General features: G+C 37.7%; 14 protein-coding genes. 4 read left to right on the top strand and 10 right to left on the bottom strand.

What is annotated here, in order from left to right:
* Positions 1 to 562: 562 nt before the first annotated feature.
* The gene (locus ACFO3D_RS14520) at positions 563 to 1,576 is read right to left on the bottom strand and encodes a hypothetical protein (protein ID WP_390297501.1); all 1,014 of its coding nucleotides are present in this window, start codon (positions 1,574 to 1,576) and stop codon (positions 563 to 565) included.
* Positions 1,577 to 1,826: 250 nt separating this feature from the next.
* On the opposite strand from ACFO3D_RS14520, the gene ACFO3D_RS14515 reads away from it, so the two are divergent.
* A complete protein-coding gene (locus tag ACFO3D_RS14515) occupies positions 1,827 to 2,078 on the top strand; it encodes a hypothetical protein (protein WP_390297498.1) in 252 nt (83 codons plus the stop codon).
* 85 nt (positions 2,079 to 2,163) lie between these two features.
* On the opposite strand, the gene ACFO3D_RS14510 is transcribed toward ACFO3D_RS14515, so the two are convergent.
* The 8 genes from ACFO3D_RS14510 to ACFO3D_RS14475 form a co-directional block, all read right to left on the bottom strand.
* A complete protein-coding gene (locus ACFO3D_RS14510; protein WP_390297495.1) occupies positions 2,164 to 2,526 on the bottom strand; it encodes a cytochrome C oxidase subunit IV family protein in 363 nt (120 codons plus the stop codon).
* Position 2,527: 1 nt separating this feature from the next.
* Positions 2,528 to 3,133 carry a cytochrome aa3 quinol oxidase subunit III gene (gene qoxC / locus ACFO3D_RS14505; RefSeq protein ID WP_390297492.1) on the bottom strand — a complete coding sequence of 202 codons (606 nt, stop codon included), beginning with the start codon at positions 3,131 to 3,133 and terminating at the stop codon, positions 2,528 to 2,530.
* Between the two features lies 1 nt (position 3,134).
* A complete protein-coding gene (gene qoxB / locus ACFO3D_RS14500) occupies positions 3,135 to 5,069 on the bottom strand; it encodes a cytochrome aa3 quinol oxidase subunit I (RefSeq protein WP_390297489.1) in 1,935 nt (644 codons plus the stop codon).
* Positions 5,069 to 6,010, bottom strand: coding sequence for a cytochrome aa3 quinol oxidase subunit II (gene qoxA, locus ACFO3D_RS14495; protein WP_390297486.1), 942 nt, complete (start codon positions 6,008 to 6,010; stop codon positions 5,069 to 5,071). Before qoxA ends, qoxB begins: the two co-directional genes overlap by 1 nt.
* Positions 6,011 to 6,459: 449 nt before the next feature.
* A complete protein-coding gene (locus tag ACFO3D_RS14490; RefSeq protein WP_390297483.1) occupies positions 6,460 to 6,882 on the bottom strand; it encodes a RibD family protein in 423 nt (140 codons plus the stop codon).
* A 2-nt stretch (positions 6,883 to 6,884) separates the two neighbouring features.
* Positions 6,885 to 7,640: a GTP cyclohydrolase II gene (locus tag ACFO3D_RS14485; RefSeq protein WP_390297480.1), complete on the bottom strand. Its 756-nt coding sequence runs from the start codon at positions 7,638 to 7,640 to the stop codon at positions 6,885 to 6,887.
* 1,020 nt (positions 7,641 to 8,660) lie between these two features.
* Positions 8,661 to 9,788, bottom strand: a complete 1,128-nt coding sequence (gene proB, locus ACFO3D_RS14480) for a glutamate 5-kinase (protein WP_390297477.1) — start codon at positions 9,786 to 9,788, stop codon at positions 8,661 to 8,663.
* Between the two features lie 688 nt (positions 9,789 to 10,476).
* Positions 10,477 to 11,169, bottom strand: a complete 693-nt coding sequence (locus ACFO3D_RS14475; RefSeq protein ID WP_390297474.1) for a helix-turn-helix transcriptional regulator — start codon at positions 11,167 to 11,169, stop codon at positions 10,477 to 10,479.
* A 264-nt stretch (positions 11,170 to 11,433) separates the two neighbouring features.
* Between ACFO3D_RS14475 and ACFO3D_RS14470 the strand changes: the two genes are divergently transcribed.
* Both ACFO3D_RS14470 and ACFO3D_RS14465 read left to right on the top strand, forming a co-directional pair.
* Positions 11,434 to 13,095: a GMC family oxidoreductase gene (locus ACFO3D_RS14470; protein WP_390297471.1), complete on the top strand. Its 1,662-nt coding sequence runs from the start codon at positions 11,434 to 11,436 to the stop codon at positions 13,093 to 13,095.
* A 504-nt stretch (positions 13,096 to 13,599) separates the two neighbouring features.
* On the top strand, positions 13,600 to 14,160 hold the full coding sequence (locus ACFO3D_RS14465) for a hypothetical protein (RefSeq protein ID WP_390297468.1): 561 nt from the start codon (positions 13,600 to 13,602) through the stop codon (positions 14,158 to 14,160).
* Positions 14,161 to 14,184: 24 nt separating this feature from the next.
* Here ACFO3D_RS14465 and ACFO3D_RS14460 read toward each other — a convergent pair whose 3' ends face one another.
* Entirely contained in the window at positions 14,185 to 15,636 is a 1,452-nt protein-coding gene (locus ACFO3D_RS14460) for a PQQ-dependent sugar dehydrogenase (protein WP_390297465.1), read from the bottom strand.
* 438 nt (positions 15,637 to 16,074) lie between these two features.
* On the opposite strand from ACFO3D_RS14460, the gene ACFO3D_RS14455 reads away from it, so the two are divergent.
* Positions 16,075 to 18,207 (top strand): choice-of-anchor J domain-containing protein, encoded by a 2,133-nt coding sequence (locus tag ACFO3D_RS14455; RefSeq protein ID WP_390297462.1) that lies wholly within the window; start codon positions 16,075 to 16,077, stop codon positions 18,205 to 18,207.
* The last annotated feature ends 40 nt before the right edge of the window (positions 18,208 to 18,247 follow it).

Here is an 18,247-nt window from a genome sequence, read left to right as displayed (position 1 = left end):
TGGTTATTCCTGAGGCCTGACTATGTCAGCGCCACACATTTGGAATACAAAAATTAAGTGAACAAAATTCATGATGTTTCATCAATTATGTAGTAAGTTCAACAATGTTTCAATTAATTTTAAAATTTTTCTGAAAAATGGTATTATTGTATTGGACCTATTATACTGTGATTACTGTTAAAACCTTACATTTATGGTTCTTTCATACTGTCAAAAGATACATACAGCGGTATAGTAGTAGTGAAATATAAAAAAGCTCCTCTACAATCTAAATCGATTAAGTGGGCTAAAGCGATTGTCTTAATGGATTCCATTTTGCAGAAAAAAGACAGGGCCATCTTCCACAACGAACAAACTATAGACCCCCTTATGTCAATCCAATGGCATAGGGGGCCTTCGTTTGTAGCTATTATTCTATTCTCCAACCTTACTTTAATATATCTTTATGAACATTTACCTGCTTCTTTTCAGGAATTTTTTGTCGAGCTGCGATTTGAAAAAAGCAGAAGGTAAAACAACTGGGACGGAGAACCTGACCCCTTGTCCCAACCCCTTGTCCCACCTATTTTTGTACATATTTAACAAATCCTACTTCAAGAAATACAATCATATTGTCGGGATAAGTCCACATCTGAATTGATTTATACGGATCTTCAATTTTTTTTAGCGGTTCGCCCCATAGCGCAGTTACCTGCCCCTCTGAGAGGCCTTCATATCCGTAATCACCATATTCGTCTAGTTTTGCCTGCAGCTTTTTCTTTTCGGCTTCCACTTCAGGGATGGGATGTGTTATTTTCTTTAAATAATCATTTGCTAGCGTATGGGCATAGTTCTGGTAATCCTGAGTTTTAAAATCCTCATAGTAACTATATGCTTTAGCAAGGTTATGGAAATTGAGATCAATATTGCTTTTTAAAAGTTCTGTTTTAGAACTAATAGCATCATATTCTTCTTTTTCTATCATCTCCAGGTATGTTGATATTCTGTATTCATCATATTTAGTTTTCGCTTCATTTAACTTCTCTTCAACGTTAAATGTGGAGGAGATTCGTTCTACTGTTTCCTTGTCAAATTTCTCATATAACATCGTTAGTGAAACATAATTTTTATAATCATTAGTCAGGTTTTTGAATGATGCTATGATTTTGTCGTCAGCTAACTGTAATAGATACTCATCCTTAATTAAACTTTCATTATATACCGATAGAACTTTCCGGTACTTTTCGTCTTCAAATAAGCGAACCATTTCAGCATATGTTAGGACATCTTGATAGTTATATTTCTCATATAAAAGCTTCTGCGAGGCAAACTCATTTTCTTCAATTAAACGAACTGCCTTATCGTATTCTTCGTTCTCAACATGTGTATTAACCTTATGTACCTTTGCTAACTGTTTATAGTCGTACTTTGGATTTTTGACCTCTTCAGAAGCCAGCTTATATTCTTCTATTTTATCAAAGGCCTTTTCATATTCCTTTGCCATTAATAATTCATCGACTTCTTCGACCTTCGCACTTAGTGAACATCCTGCTAGAGTAATCACAACTAGTAACATCAATAACAAATTTTTTATCATATAATAACTCCCCCTCCGTTTCTTTCCTTTTATCGGCAATTATTCAAAATAAATGAAAGGGGGATGAGGAATCCGCTTTATTTAGGAAGAGATTCTGGACCTTCCACTTTGGAGATATCTTACTCCTAATCCCAAAGTGCTGTTAATTATAAGTTGCGGCTATGTTTTAAAGAACGTATGACAACTTTGTGAATAATTTGTTATAATAGCAGTAAGAATCAGGTTACACGGATGACTGGAGTTGATATCAATGGGTATCACAGTTATGTTTATAATTCTGAGTACTGTCACACCATTCATTTTCTTGTTCTTGAAAAAAAGATTTCTTGCAGTGCTCCAGTCGGTATTACTAATCGGCATGTGGCTTTATTTTGTTCAAATAATGTTCATTGAGGTAACGGCCTTATTTTCCATGACATGGATAATGTTTTACGCCAGCCTATTATTGTCAGTAGTTGGCTGGGTGTTATTAATCATTGATTTGGTCAAACGTCAGCGATAAATAGAAAGCGTTATCAAAACGAAATACGCCATTATTAAAAACCTCTTGCCTGTAACGGGAAAGAGGTTTTTTTGAGGGTGATTTATTAATTCTCTTGCTGTTCCATATGCTCTTCGTTCCCTTGCCCATTTCCGCTATTGTCGTCATGTTCATGAGTAAATCCAAATGACATTGTAAACAGAGAACCCGCCACGATGATGGCGAATACGACGGTCCCATGGAAGATCATATTCCACGGCGTCCGACCGGCTCCTCGCTCGGTCAAGTGCATAAATAAGAATAACTGTATTGCTGCTTGGATTACCGCGAGCAAAAGAATACCTATTATAATCCACATCACGGGCAGATCAGAACTTAGCGCAGTCCATGCTGCAATCAGTGTCAACATCATGGATGTGATATAGCCAATTATGTGGTCTACCGGAATTCGTCTTGAACGATTTGTCATTTTAAACCACCATCCCAATCAAATAGACCGCTGTAAAAATGAAAATCCAAATAACATCTAAAAAGTGCCAATATAGTCCGATAACAAATATCTTCCGGCTGGTGACATCTGTAATACCACGCTGAGCAAGTTGGATAAGCAGGATAATCAACCACCCAAGTCCGAATGTCACATGCAGACCATGTGTTCCGGTTAAGACAAAAAAGGTAGACCAGTAGGCACTCGATTGGAGTGTTGCACCGTTACTGGCATAATGATAAAACTCATAAATCTCAAATCCAAGAAAGCTAAGCCCGAGAACTAAGGTGATAATCAGCCACGTCATCAGCCCTTTTGCCGATCCTCGCCGCATTTCATGGACGGCGATGCCGCATGTGAAACTGCTCGTAAGCAGTATAAACGTCATTATAAGCGTGGTTCCCGGTTCAAAAAGCTCTGCGGGGGTCGGTGCATCGGCAGTGCGGCCAAATAACACGGCATATGTCGCGAATAATGTACCGAACAAGGCCATTTCAGCCGCTAGAAAAATCCAAAAGCCGATGATAGTCATCTGGCCGTCCTTTGTTTTGTATTCAAGCGGGATTTCTTTTGTTTCTTGCGCATTCATGCTATAACCCCCTTGCCGAACGTTCAGTCCGCTTTATTTCTTCTACCTCAATGTGATATCCATCATCATAGTCAAACGAACGGATAATCATCATAATCAGAACACCAATCAAGCCTGCGATTGCCAGCCAAATCCATTCAAATACAAGTGCAAAGCTTGCAAAGAACAAGATAGCCATCATGATGAACGGCTGGCCTGTACTGTTTGGCATGTGGATGGACTCAAGTTTTTTCTCATCGTACACCGTTTTACCTTTTTGTTTCATGTCCCAGTATGCATCATGGGATTCTACATACGGTACAACCGCAAAATTGTACGCCGGTATTGGTGTCCTTGTCGCCCACTCCAATGTCCGGCCATCCCATGGATCATCAGTTGTTTCACGTTCACTGTACCGGTAGCTGTAATAAATATTATAAACAAACACGGCAAAACCGAGTCCCATACCGAATGCGCCAACGGTTGAAATAGCGTTTAATGGCATCCATTCCGGCACGATATGGAAAATGCGACGCGGCATCCCGTCAAGTCCAAGGAAATACTGCGGCAGAAAGCATACGTGAAAGCCAATCACGAATAACCAAAAGCTCCATTTGCCGATTCGCTCATTGAGTGTGTGTCCGAATATTTTCGGATACCAGTATATGAGCCCGGCAAAGGAGGCGAATACGGTACCTGCAATTAGAACATAGTGGAAATGGGCGATCAAAAAGTATGTGTTGTGGAACTGGTAATCAGCTGCTGCCATGCCGAGCATGACCCCGGTTACACCGCCGATGACAAAGCTTGGTATAAACGCCAATGCCCACATCATCGCCATTTTTGTCTGAATTTTCGATTTATATAACGTAGCTAGCCAATTGAATATCTTCACGCCTGTCGGAACCGCAATGGCCATCGTGGTGACCGAAAATACGGAGTTGACAAATGCACCTGCTCCCATTGTAAAGAAGTGGTGGACCCAGACAAGGAAACTCAGTCCCGCAATCATGATAATCGACCAAACCATGACCGTGTAACCGAATAATTGTTTTCTGGCAAAGGTTGCAATCACTTCTGAGAAAATCCCGAATGCTGGCAGAATTACGATATAGACTTCCGGATGACCCCACATCCAGAAGAGATTTGCCCACATCATCGGCATCCCTTCGCCGGTCACCGTGAAAAATTGTGAACCGAATATCCGGTCAATCGTCATTAGTGCCAAAGCGATAGTCAGAATTGGAAATGCAAATACGATGATGAATGATGTAATCAGGGTTGACCATGTGAAAATCGGCATTTTAAATAATGTCATGCCTGGAGCCCGCATTTTCAAAATCGTGACCATTAAGTTAATCCCTGTTGCCAGTGTTCCAATTCCGGATAACTGCAGGCTGAGCAGATAAAAGTTTTGGCCTGGTCCAGGACTCATGGCGGCTCCCGCTAATGGTGTGTAACTAGTCCAGCCTGCATCAGGCGCACCACCAATAATAAATGAAATGTTGAACAGCAATGCACCGAAGAAAAAGGACCAAAAACTCAATGCATTTACAAATGGGAACGCAAAGTCACGGGCACCTATTTGCAGTGGAACAACGATGTTCATTAAACCAATCAGGAAAGGCATTGCCATAAAAAAGATCATAACCGTTCCATGCGTGGTAAAAATCTCATCATAATGCTGAGCATCCAGAAAATTCATATTCGGAAATGCAAGCTGCGTACGCATCATCAGTGCGTCCGTTCCGCCACGGAAAAGCATTACCAACGCACTTAAAATATACATAATCCCGATTTTTTTATGGTCTACGGTTGTCAGCCACTCACGCCAAAGCCACTTCCAACGTTTAAAATAGGTCAATAGAAAGATGATGGCCCCTGATACGAGTGCGATGGCAACCATTCCAGCATAAATGAGAGGTTCTCCCGTCACGAAAAATTCATCCAATTTCACTAGTGTTCACCTTCTTTCCCCGTTGGTCCATGCTCATGATTTTCTCCATTATCGAGGTGCAGTTGATTTCCGTATGCATCCCTGTGCCGTTCAACGGAATAATCAGCGCCCTCACTGGTGCCGTGATGAACCCACTGAAGGTGTGTAGAGGAAAATTCCATTGTTCCTAACAGCCCTGGTTTTAATAGATTATTGTATTTATCCTGTGTCAGCTCAGGTGCTGTATTTTTGGTGGATTCGACCCAGGAACGGAACTCGCTGCTGCTTTCCGCATAGACCTTAAATATCTGTTCAGTGAATCCTTCACCATTAAAGTTGGAATTCCGGCCTTTGTAGACCCCTGGTTCATCTGCTTGCAAATAAAGCTTTGTCTGCATACCGGCCATGTTGTACCTTTGGCCGCCTAAAGCGGGTATCCAGAAGGCAGCCATCGAATCAGCCGAAGATAAGCGGAATTCAATGGCACGGTCTGTCGGGATATGCAAGTAGTTGACCGTTTCAATCCCCTGTTCAGGATAACTGAAAAACCATTTCCAATCTGCTGACGTTGCATAAATAACTAACGGCTCTTGGTCAGCAGATGACTCAGGTGGTTCTTCAAGATCAAACAATGTTGAAACCGTGGGAATGGACAACGCAGTCACAATCATAATCGGGATGGCGGTCCATATGATTTCAAGTTTCCGATTACCGTGAAGATTGGGTTTGTAGTCCCCCTCTTTGCGATTCGGTTTATCCCGGTATTTTACAACCATGATTGTAAATAAAATGAAAACAACCATGACGATTCCTAACATAAAAATCAGCGAGTACATAATCAAATCTCTTTGACTCTCAGCAACGGGACCTTTTGGATTCAATACTGTCAATTCGCTGCACCCGCTGAGCAGCAGAAGAAGCCCTGTGAGCAAAAAGACTGGAAGCTTGTGTATATAACGCATAAACTGACACCCCCGCTTCTTACTTTATTATTAATAGGTTAGTGTAGTTCCTTCCCGTTTTATAACGCTACAAACCGGGTATGAGGAAAAGGTCACGAAATTGTGATTTTTTATTTAAAAATGCATATGCTTATGTATTCTGATTAGTAAAGGAATTTTTTTCTTCCGTAGAAACTTATAAACTCTGATAGCACAAAAAAACTTCTCAAGAGTCTAATGACTGATGAGAAGTTCTTTTTTATTGGAAAGTGTGGTTATATCCTGCCCACCGTATGATGAGCGGGTGTAATATCGTTACCATTTTTCGCCGTCTTATTTCTCCTCTCTCCAAATTGGTGAAGGTTATATTTTAAACTTCCTCATTGGTGTATGCAGGATATCCAGTTAATTTAAAATCTTTCCCAATTTATACAATATCCGTATCAAGTAGGTCAACTGCATCTCGCATTTTATCTACTCCCTAAAATTCCAACTACTTCATTTATATCTACTTGTTTAGACCCACTTGTACGAATCACTTTAATTCCATTTGATAAAAGCTTTTTCTCTTTATCTTGTTCAACATTTTGACTAGTAAAAACCCAAGTTTCAGTTAGTTTATCAATGATTACTTTAGAATCTAAAGGAATTCTCAAATTGGAATCTAGAATAATCCGAATTGGATTACGTCCGTTTGGTATTCTAACCGTTAACTCAGGGTCATCTTTAATCACAGTATTAACCCCAACAAGAATAGCCATATTTTCATTTCTTAAATGATGTACATCTATTCTAGACTCTTCAGATGTAATCCATTTACTGTCTAAAGAATTCGTAGCGATTTTTCCATCTAATGTAATGCCTGTTTTTAAAGTAACAAAAGTAGAATTCATGACTAGTCATTACTACATGTCTCCTCTTCTCCGATGTGACCCGAACGACTTACTTTTGTTTCCAGATATTTTTCATTAAACTCTGATCGATCTCCCCATAACGCCTCTCTTCCTGATACAGGTAAACCAGCATTTTTTAAAGCCTGCAATTTTTTTGGGTTATTGGTCATCAGGGTAACCGGTTTACTTCTTAACGCTTTTAAAACATTAATGGCATCGCTATAATTTCTGGAATCATCAACAAAGCCAAGCGCTTCATTTGCCTCAACAGTATCATAGTTATTCTCCTGGAGAATGTAAGCCATTGCTTTACTGAAAAGTCCAATTCCTCTTCCTTCATGGTTTGCTAAATAAAATAAAGCACCTGATCCATACTCGACAATATTTTTCATTGATTGTTTCAATTGAAATCCACAATCACACCTTTTACTTCCGAAAATATCTCCTGTATGACAGATGGAATGCATTCTAATAATGGCATCATCGTCATAAGAAAAATCTCCATAAGTTAACACACTGGATTGCTGTGATTCAGCTAAATTAGCTGAAGATAACTTTTCAATAATCCGATTAAAATCCCCGGTTACTTCTTCACAGTTTAACCAGCAATACCATTGAAAATTAACTGTCTCTCCATACAATTTAACAGGAAGTTTTATAGGGCCTACTAAATAGATGGCACCTTCCTCTGAATTTATTAATTGTATTTTATCTTCAAGAATCGAATGAATCTTTGACTCAAACTTTGTATGTAGCATTGATAATCCACCTTTTTATATTAGTTTGTATGTTAGGTTAGTTTTATATTTAAGAAAATAACTGGTAATTATAATCGTTAATTTACTAGCTAACATTAATTTTTTCCTTCAAGGATACAAGCGTATTTTTTAATTAGAAATAAAATATTCTTATTAAGAAACATACGAACAAAAAAATTGCAAGACACAAAATAGTATTGCAATAAGAATATATGTTTTTTATAAGATAACAATTTATGTTGTAAGTTGTCAACATACTTTGTTGGTATAAAAATATGTTTCCTGTTAGTAAACTGTTGAGATGATTAATTTGGAGTTTGTCACTAAATTCGTTCAATACGTAAGAGAAAAAACGTGAGGAAGGGGAGCGATTCGTTCACTTGGAAAGCAAGTATTCTTCACTTTGTAAATAAACATTGGAGATGAAAAAGCTGTCATTAAATCAGATAACGAGTTGAACAATGTTTTAAAGAAAGCTGTGTAATAATATTTTTTATATAGAATAAAGAAAAAAAGAGACCTCTCCAAATTTGAAAACTGATTACAAGTACCAAACTTGATTATGTTAGCAAATCATTCAAATACCCTTTTGTATTACATCATGCCGCTCTACGGTGAGAGTGATTAATACCTTTCATGTAGTATTTATCAGGAGCGACAAAGCAGGTCTTTCTTAAAAGTAAGTATAATAGCTTTAATGAAATTTTACTCTTATTATTTCATGCGTTAGCCAAATCGTAGTATTGGATTTAAAACACCACTTTGGAATAATATGGATAACCTTTCCCGCGACGAAATACGGCATTTCCAGGTTTTAAACAGAGATTGATGCATTGACAGTGACTTTCGGTATAGCCTCATGAATCATTTCTATCATGGCAAGTAGATCTCTCTTATTGTAAAATGGTAAGAAATAAACTTAAGTGCTTTATTTTTATTCCGCCGCCTTTGCTAGTGACGCTGCTGTGTATTTTCTTAGCTTTTTAAATTAACTCACTAATTTGGTCATCTTGATAAATTTCACTCATACTTCATGCTCTTTTTATTATGAATTACCCAATAATCCCTATGAATAACGACCTTTTGATCACTATTTGCTTTTATCATTGCCTCTGTGCTTGATAATCCCTTAATTTCTAACAATTGCTTAGAAGAAAAATTCACACTACCTTTCCCGATAAGTTGCCCCTTTACATTAACTACATCAACTACATCATTGACATTAAAGTTACCTATAATGTTTGTTACACCAACAGGCAGGAGACTTTTACCATGTCTTGATATAGCAACTTCGGCACCATGATCAACTTCTATTTTCCCGCTAGGAATGGAATGTAACGCTAGCCACTGTTTAGAGTTCTTCATACTGGCTTGTGAGCTGCTGCCAATATAAGTTCCATCGCCTTTCCCAAATAGAATATCAACAAGTTTTTCATCCCCCGTCCCGGATCCAATAAATACTTTCACACCTAAAACTAATGCTGTACGTGCTGCCTCTATTTTTGACTTCATCCCACCAGTACCTACTTTTGAACCTGCTTCAGAAGCCCCATTTACTAAATGATCATTAATCTCACGAAGGAAGGTATACTTTTTTGCATTTGGATGAGTTCTTGGATTTTGATCATATATACCATTGATATCCGTTAGTATCATTAAAAAATCTGCATGCACCAAACCACTAACTAGTGCTGATAACATGTCATTATCGCCAAAAGTTAATTCTTCAATTGACACTGAATCATTTTCATTAATAATAGGTGTTACATTCCGCTTTAGAAGTTCAGATAAGGTTGCATATGCATTCTGATATTGTTCTTTATACAAAAAGTTTTGTCTTGTTAAAAGTAATTGTGCTGCAACAATAGCATGTCTTTTAAATTCGTCTGTATAATGTTTCAATAATAGTCCTTGCCCTACTGCTGCGGATGCTTGTTTACCGGCAATCGTTACAGGGCGCGATGAATATCCAATATCTGTAAATCCAGCTGCAACTGCTCCGGATGATATCAAAATCACCTCATGCCCAAGTTGCTTCAATCGGGCAAGCGCGTCTACATGCTCACGCAGCTTTTCAGCACTTAACCCACCATTCATATTTGTTAAGGAGCTACTACCTATTTTGACAACGATCCTTTTCTTATTCATTTTCCATCCACCATCCAATTTTTATGTGAAAAATGCCCTTCCCCCTTATACAAAGGACGGAAGAGCAAAATCTCAGCAGTATTACCTTCATAAATATATAGATATATCTAATAACCACTTTATAGTACCCTTTAACGAAGGAAAATCGATAAAGAGATTGACTAACAGGTCAAGGGTCAGGTTCAATAGCATTGCATGGAATGAAATTTTTATGTCGATGAATATTATTCTCTTCCCCCTAAGTTAATAAATAATTATGAAATAAATTTAATTAGAAGTCAATATAAAACCAGACTGAGTTAGTGTAAAAATTAGAATTAATAAGAAACTCCCCATTAGTGGTCTGAACTATAACCCGAATAATGGACATTAAATAAAAAGCGTCCATTACTGTCCACTTGCGGATTAACTTTTTCGGATTATCCTAAGTATCATTAAAAAATTATTGCAATCTAATAGGTTAATAGAAAAATAGAATAGTCATAATGAAAACTAACTTACACTGCCCGTTAAAGCTGTGTGAGTTGCTTTTTCATCACCAATTAATTTAATTTGGCAACCAAAACACTACAGATAACTATCTCTGACGTTGTTGTGACTTCAACACAAACATCTTTCAAGAAAAGAGAGGATCCCCTGCTCTGTGGATAGCAATTAGGATAATAATTTGTCGATCTGTCCCAACAGCTTAACCTATTATCCCTTTTCTTAAAAGTACAGCAATTGCGTGAGTGCGATTTTGTACTTTTAATTTTTTTAGAACAGATTTTACATATTGCTGTACAGTTTGATTACTGATTCCTAGGTAGTTAGCAATTTCTTCTGTATTTTCTCCCCATGAAATTCTTTGCATGACTTCTACTTCTCTTTTACTTAAACTTTCAGTGTTTCCAATCATTTCATTATTGTCAAGTAAACCCCCTGAGAATTTGGCGAAGTGAGTAATTGTAGTCAGTAATTTCTTATCAAAGTTTGGTTCACCTTCAAAATGATAACTTAAAATAAAGCCAATAATGACTTCGCCAATACAGAGGGGGGCAACTAAGGTTGAATTAATTGTAGAAGGGAAAATATAATCACTTGTCATGAGTTTTATTAGATCAATACCAGAATAGAATCTAGCCTTTTTTTCTTTTAGTAGGGGGATAAAACCAGGAGACGTCTTGATACTTGCTCTTTCTTCGCGGATATTAATAATACGTGATGAAGATAAACCGATTACACCTTCGCATAGGTACCCAATAGGAGAATAACGATATAGAAAGGCATCCTCTACAGGGAAGATGTCGATATAAGTTTTTAGAATACTATACAGCTTGTCTTCTTGATTAGAGATATTTTTAAGGTGTGAAATTTGATTTAGAATTTCAGTTTGGTTCATACACGTACCCCTCCATATTGGTATTATTAACATATATATTATCAAAAAATTTTAAACACTACTATTTAGTTGTCTGAAAAGTGAAAAATACTACTTATTGGATAGAAAAGGAATCTCCCAAAAAAGGGAATATACAAGGGTGTTTCCATTCCAATACAATAAGTTTATAGATGAAAAGGGAGGCAGATAACTAAAAAAAGAAAACGGTTACATACCCTAATACAATTCTTAGTAGGGTTAACTTTTTTAAAGGAGGAGAAAAGTATGGGTAAATATGATTATATCATTATTGGCGCGGGATCAGCAGGTGCTCCTCTGGCGGCACGTTTAAGCGAGGATCCAGCCAAGGAAGTGTTATTGATAGAAGCTGGAGACGATTATCCTGATAGTGACAAGTTTCGTGAAGACCTTTTAAATGCTAGTTTTATGGCAGGTGCTGTCCCAGGACATCCAAATAACTGGGCATACACTGGAAATCTCACTCCAGAATTACCATATTCAGTTCCAAGAGGAAAAATTCTTGGCGGTTCATCTGCTTTAAATGGTTGTTATTTCATCCGTGGTACTAAGGAAGACTTTGATCGTTGGGAAAAAGCTGGGAACACGGAATGGTCGTATGAAAAGGTTCTGCCATATTATATAAAAGCTGAAAATGATTTGAATTTTGGGGACACAGATATCCATAGTAGTAACGGTCCAGTACCAGTTTATCGGGAAATGAAAAATCCTTATGGGATGACGAAAGCCTTTTACCAAGCTTGTAAGGAACTTGGTTTCACTTATGAAGAAGATAAGAATGCTGGAGGGGAACCTGGTTATGGTCCGGTACCTTTAAATGCAGTAGATGGAATCAGAATTAATACTGGTCTTGCATATATTAATCCAAATCGAGATCGTGAAAATTTAACTGTCAGTGGAAAGACTTTTGTGAGAAGAGTCATTTTTAGGGAGAAGAAGGCAATTGGTGTGGAGGTCGAAAGAAATGGTGGAACGGAAATTATTCATGGAGACCAAATTGTATTATCTGCAGGGGCTTTTAATACACCTCACTTATTGATGTTATCGGGAATTGGACCCAGTGAAGAATTGGATGCGGTTGGAATTGATGTGGTACATAATTTACCTGGTGTAGGTAAAAAGTTTTCTGACCACCCTGATATTCAAATGGGATATAAACCAAACAAAGTACCTGGCCCAGATGAGCAGCGAGATAACTTACAGTCTGCATTAAACTTCACATCAACGGGCTCGGAACATCCAGGTGATTTGGAAATTATGCTCATGTCGTTACCGCTTGGTGCCTCCATGCTCGGTGGATCAAAGTTTAAGGGGATTGCAGATATCGTCAAAAGACCTGGCCAAACATTAAAGTCAGTGAAAGGTATCTCTAAGAAGCGATTTCTTCAGCAAGCAATGCATCAGGGAGACATGATGGTTGTTATAGGTTTGCAATACTCTAAAGGCAGAGGAAATATTACCATTACTTCAAAAGACCCTCACAAATATCCTAGAATAGATTACCATTATTTAGAGAATGAATATGATTTAAGTAGAATGAGAGAAGCCATGCGAACTGCTGTGAAAATATTAACCAGTGACGCTTATAAACAGTATTTCAAAAAATTGACTGAAATAGATGAAGCTACACTGAATGATGATGATAAATTAAATAAATGGTTACTTACTCATCTCGCATCTGCAATTCATGCTAGTGGAAGTGCAAAAATGGGGCCAAGTAATGACCCTGAAGCAGTCGTTGACCAATATGGTAGAGTACATGGAATGGAAGGATTATGGGTTGCGGATACATCCATCTTCCCAATGGTACCATCACGTGGTCCTGCAGCAACGGCGATAATGGTAGGAGAAAGAATTGCAGATTTCATTAAGGAATTTTCAAAGGATAAGGAAGAAGTGAATCAATAGGATTTGAAGTGTGGAGAAGTTATCCGTTTTTTAGGGTAGCTTCTTATTTTCGGCTCTATACCGAATATGGTGGTGTCCCCCCGGCTTGAAGTAGGTCAAAAAGATGGCAAAGGTGGATCTAACCTCAGCCCTTCTTCATCCCCATTATTTCTCCAAATCCTTCAGCAATCAATGTACTTGTTGGGATAGCTATAACCGCGAAACTCTTCATTATTCCATTATTTACCCGCTCTAAAGCGGCGGTCAAAAAATCCTACCATTATTCCGTCGAGGATGGTACATTTCAATCGCTGTAATCATTAGTAAATCATCCTTCACCCATGGCTGTTTTTGTTTTCATCTTACACAACTTTTGTGATATAAATCACATTTCGTTATCCATAATAATGCTATCATTATTTATGAAGTTAGATAATATAAAAACCGCTATTTAATAAGTTCAATTCTAATAAGTGGTAAATATAATGTATGGTACATATAAATCATTTAGAATGAGGTGGAAAGGTGTATTTTTTAAAACCTATTTCTGAAGAGGTTCGTTTATCTCAAATAATATTCAATAAACATAAAAAAACGATGAGGCTTATTTTAGTATCTATTTTTGCCGGTATTGCTGCTATTCTGCAGGCTGCAGGCGGCTTTTTACCAGGTGTCGGATATTTTTTAAGTGCGCTTGCCACTGCACCCATTCTGCTAAGTTCTATGTTTTCCATTTCATTTGGAGTAAAGTCCTATTTCCTGGTAATTATATTGTTGTTCATCATACAACCAACTGAATTAATTGTATTTCCTTTTACAACAGGATTGTTAGGACTTGGCATAGGGGCATCTTTTCACATTTTTAAAAAGAGATTAAGTATTATTGTTACTGGCACAATTTCTTTAATGTTAGGAATTATGAGTCTATTGTTTATTTTTCACTTTCCAGTTTTAGGTCCAGCTGTCTCAGATTCCATTTCATTTCTTACAACTGCATGGATTTTTTTATTCGCTTTCCTTTATAGCTGGTTATGGGTTGAAATTGCTTTAATCATTTTTAAAAGAGTAAAAAAGATTATTATTTAGTGATCGTACAAATCACACCAGTCATTATGGAACTATTTCAAAAACAGTGCCTTGATTAAAATTTGTTACATTCATAGAGTCATAAACCCCTAAATATAAACTGGTTTGATTCATATTCGTTCCCAAACTAGTATAATAGGCTGATTGAGATTCAAAATCATAATCGATTTCAATCACACTATAATCATTTTGTGTACCATCTGGTCTCACCCTGGTATATGCTAAAGCCCCTCTAATCGGGGATTGAGGCTCTTTCCGGGCAAAATCAGTAAACACAACGCTTCCTGTTAAAGCAGGGATTCTGTTCCCCATATATGGCTGTACTCCAGTAAGTGCAGTCCCTGCAAACTTATCGGGTCTGGTATCTTGATGAAAATAACTAGTTAAAGGCCGAAGACGATTCCCTGAAAGTGCTACTGCTTCATTGTAATAAGCAATAGTTTTCTCATCCAAATTCGGATTATTAGTGCAGCTACTCATAATCGGAGTAGGAAAAGCACCTTCCCAACCTCTCCAGCCAAAGTTAATAAAACCTTCATTGTCAGGTTTAAAGTTCATAAATGGAGCTTGAATTAGCTGAGTAACCGGAATTGGTTTATATTGGACGAATGAAAAAATCGACTCGACCAAATGCTGTCCGACATTTCCTGCGTATTTTATATACTGATTATAAAACCTTTGAAATGTAATGCCTGGTATATTACGAACCCCTTTGGCGATTACTGTAAGCGTTTCCTGAATAGGTGCGGGAATTTCATTAAACCTTGTGACAATCGATGGATTATTGATGTTTGCATTCATACTTACATCTATTTCAATGATTTTACCAGCGATTTCTAAATCGTCCTGGCTTAAGTTAAATGGATCATATCCTGATCCACCATCTCCAGTAGTTAAAACAAGTTTTCCTGTTTCAGGTGAAAAGTTTAAGCTGTTGACACCATTATGATTAAAAAATGGTCTTCTTATATTAAGTAATGTTCTTCGTTTTTGAGGTTTACCATTCGGTTGTAAAATCCATTCTTCAACGGTATCAATATGATCATATTGAGTTTCTCTATTTATCCACTTTAAGTTTAAGGTTTCAGGATCACACGGGTTAGGCTTAAAAAATTCAGGAAGAGCTTCATGATGTTGGTTTGCATCTTCAGACTTAGGAAGAGCACCTGGGCCTTGTGTTCCAGCTGCTGAATAATGAAGATAAAATAAACCATTATAGTAAAATTGGGGATGGAACGCTAATCCTAGCAATCCCCGTTCATCATATCCCCCATCAGCAATGCCCAATTTTAGGATTCGCGGTCGGATATCTAAAAATGTCCGAATATCTCCGTTGCCAATATAAAAGATTTCTCCTACCTGTGTTGCAATAAACAATCTTTCAATTGAGTCACCCGGAAACATAGTTGTTTTTATAACAGTAGGTAAATTTATCTTGCTTACAATGGGTCTTAATCTCACTTTAACTTTTTTCAACTAACATGACCTCCTTCATACTAATTTCTTTTATAAGAATATGATTTGAACTGTTTTATAAGTACCAAATTATGACGAGGAACCAAACCAGGTAATGGCACCATTTTCCGCAAAAAGGTTAATCAAATTAATAGAGGGTAACGTATTTTTAAATTGAAGGAATTACTCTGTATTTATTTGAAAATAGAGGACAAAAAAACACTTACTTTTGACGAGTATTCTACACATGAAAATACAAACCAGCTTGGATAATGTACTTTTTTTTGACAAAAAGAGACTAAATTAGTAATAGAGACGTAAGAAATTGCGACAAAAATTCAGCTTGTTTTGAATTATAATAAAAAAGTAGGACTAATATCTTAGTTTTGATATTAGCTAATTTGGTTGAAAAGGAGGGACAGGCTAGCAAGGCTAAAAATATGAGAGGGGAATAATTAATTGAAAAAGAAGAAGTTCTTTTCAGTCTTATCGGCAGGGACATTAGCGTTATCTCTGATTGTACCATCATTCGGAGGGGCAGTTACCGCAGATACTGCTACTTCCTCCAAGTGGAACACAGAGCGTTATGGAGATCGAATTGATATTGACGGGCAGTTAAACAGGTTGTCCCAGAATGAAGAATTTATGAAGGAAGCTAAACAAAAAATTAAAGAACAGGCAAGTCAAATCAATTTTAACGAAGATACCTCCAGTGAAGGGGAAGAAGCTGATTCTACCTTTACCTATGACGGGGGAACAAAGTATTTTCTGGATCGTAATTTAGCATTCAAGGAATTCACATTGAGAAGTGTTGGAGAAAATGTGGAAATCTGGGTAGCTAAAGACCTCTCATTCCCGGAAGGAGATTCACGACCTGCTCATGTGGTTACCCAGGAACAGGTTGATAAATTAGCAGCAGAATTTGATAGTAATATGTATCCGGTGGCGACAGAATTTTTCGGTAAGCCGGATACCCTCGACGGGTCAAATTCTCCACTTCCGGAAATGGTCGGACTCCCAGAGGGTTACTATTCAGGTAGTGACAAAATCATCATGTTAGTAGATAACATTCAAGATGAAAACTATAACGATCCAAGTTATCCTTTCTTCGTTGCCGGTTTCTTCTGGCAAACACTAGAAATCTATATGGACAGAAATATTATTACAATCGACACAAACAACTGGGAAGAGCGTCTTGAAAATACTTTTTTCGCTACAACCATCCATGAACTTCAGCACTTAATCCACGCAGACAATGACGGTGCAGAAGAAACATGGATTAACGAAGGGATGTCTACGTTCTCCGAGTTCCTTGGCGGTTATGGGCATGGCGAAGGTTCAATCAACTTTTACCTTGACCACCCAGAAAATTCTCTTGTGAACTGGGACGATCATTACGATGCGGAGACCGGGCCGGAAACAATTGCTGACTATGGCCAGGTTTATCTCTTTACGCTTTATCTGTATGACAAATTTGGTCAGGAGTTTGTCCGGGACCTTGCAACAAGTACAGATGTAGGAATTGAGGGAGTTAACAATACTCTAGCAAGCAATGGCATAAATATGGACTTCACTGAGCTTTACAATCAGTTCATCACAGCGCTAGCCCTGGATGATGGCACTGGTGGTAAGTATGACTTTGACAGCATTGATTTAAGAGATTTAGCTGTCGATTCAGAGGAAACAGAACGAGGATTCACGGTAAACTATGTAAAAGCTGAAACATTTGAAAAAGAAGGCGTTCCTGCATGGGGCGGTGATTTTAAACAACTGGACTTTCAGGATAAAATCGATCGGATTAATTTTGATGGAATCGACTTCCTGCCAGTACCATGGGAAAGTGTAGCTGATCCTTTAGGAAGCTACAATCAGGTACTTTGGGGTAACCAGGGGAATGAGTTGGACAATGCCTTGATTTTTGAAGTAGATTTATCAGGTGTAGACACTGCAACACTCCAGTTCGATAACTATATAGATATTGAAGAGAAATGGGACTTCGGAGTTGTGCAGGTATCAACTGACGGTGGACAGAGCTGGACAAACCTTGCTAACGAAAACACCAGGTCAGATATCGTTGCAGAAGGTTACCCTGCCATTAAAGAGAACCTTCCTGGCTTCACTGGCCACTACGAAGACTGGCAGCAGGAAACGTTTGATCTTTTAGCCTATACCGGGCAAAAAGTTCATATTGCTTTCCGCTACATGACGGATTGGGGTTATAACGATTCTGGATGGTTTATCGATAACATTGAAATTCCTGAAATCGGATATTCCAACGATGGAAGCCCAACTGATGAATTTTTATCAATGAATGAACTGCTTGGCCAGTATGTGGATTACACGGTTACATTTATTAACGAGCGTACTGTAGGTAAAGGGAATGGGGCTAACACAAAGTATAAAGTGCTTCATGTTGAGCCTTTTAATGTTACTGAAGAAGATGCTTTACAATTACGGCAGTTGTTTAAAAATGGCAAAAACTATATGATCACAACTTATGCCGCACCAACTAATGATAAAAGTCCAGTTGACTTCTCGTATGAAGTACTGCTAAAAAAGAATAATGGAAAAGGAAATGGGAAAAATAAATAACTATTTAATTCTCGATCAGTCTAATTAGATACTCACGTAA

Source organism: Virgibacillus kekensis (assembly GCF_042654125.1).
Classification (GTDB): domain Bacteria; phylum Bacillota; class Bacilli; order Bacillales; family Amphibacillaceae; genus Lentibacillus; species Lentibacillus kekensis.
This window is presented reverse-complemented; position numbering and strand designations above follow the sequence as displayed.

Coding starts and splice junctions, on each gene's coding strand:
- ACFO3D_RS14520 (WP_390297501.1), bottom strand. CDS start 1,576: ATGATAAAAAATTTGTTATTGATGTTACTAGTTGTGATTACTCTAGCA.
- ACFO3D_RS14515 (WP_390297498.1), top strand. CDS start 1,827: ATGGGTATCACAGTTATGTTTATAATTCTGAGTACTGTCACACCATTC.
- ACFO3D_RS14510 (WP_390297495.1), bottom strand. CDS start 2,526: ATGACAAATCGTTCAAGACGAATTCCGGTAGACCACATAATTGGCTAT.
- qoxC (WP_390297492.1), bottom strand. CDS start 3,133: ATGAATGCGCAAGAAACAAAAGAAATCCCGCTTGAATACAAAACAAAG.
- qoxA (WP_390297486.1), bottom strand. CDS start 6,010: ATGCGTTATATACACAAGCTTCCAGTCTTTTTGCTCACAGGGCTTCTT.
- ACFO3D_RS14490 (WP_390297483.1), bottom strand. CDS start 6,882: ATGAATTCTACTTTTGTTACTTTAAAAACAGGCATTACATTAGATGGA.
- ACFO3D_RS14485 (WP_390297480.1), bottom strand. CDS start 7,640: ATGCTACATACAAAGTTTGAGTCAAAGATTCATTCGATTCTTGAAGAT.
- proB (WP_390297477.1), bottom strand. CDS start 9,788: ATGAATAAGAAAAGGATCGTTGTCAAAATAGGTAGTAGCTCCTTAACA.
- ACFO3D_RS14475 (WP_390297474.1), bottom strand. CDS start 11,169: ATGAACCAAACTGAAATTCTAAATCAAATTTCACACCTTAAAAATATC.
- ACFO3D_RS14470 (WP_390297471.1), top strand. CDS start 11,434: ATGGGTAAATATGATTATATCATTATTGGCGCGGGATCAGCAGGTGCT.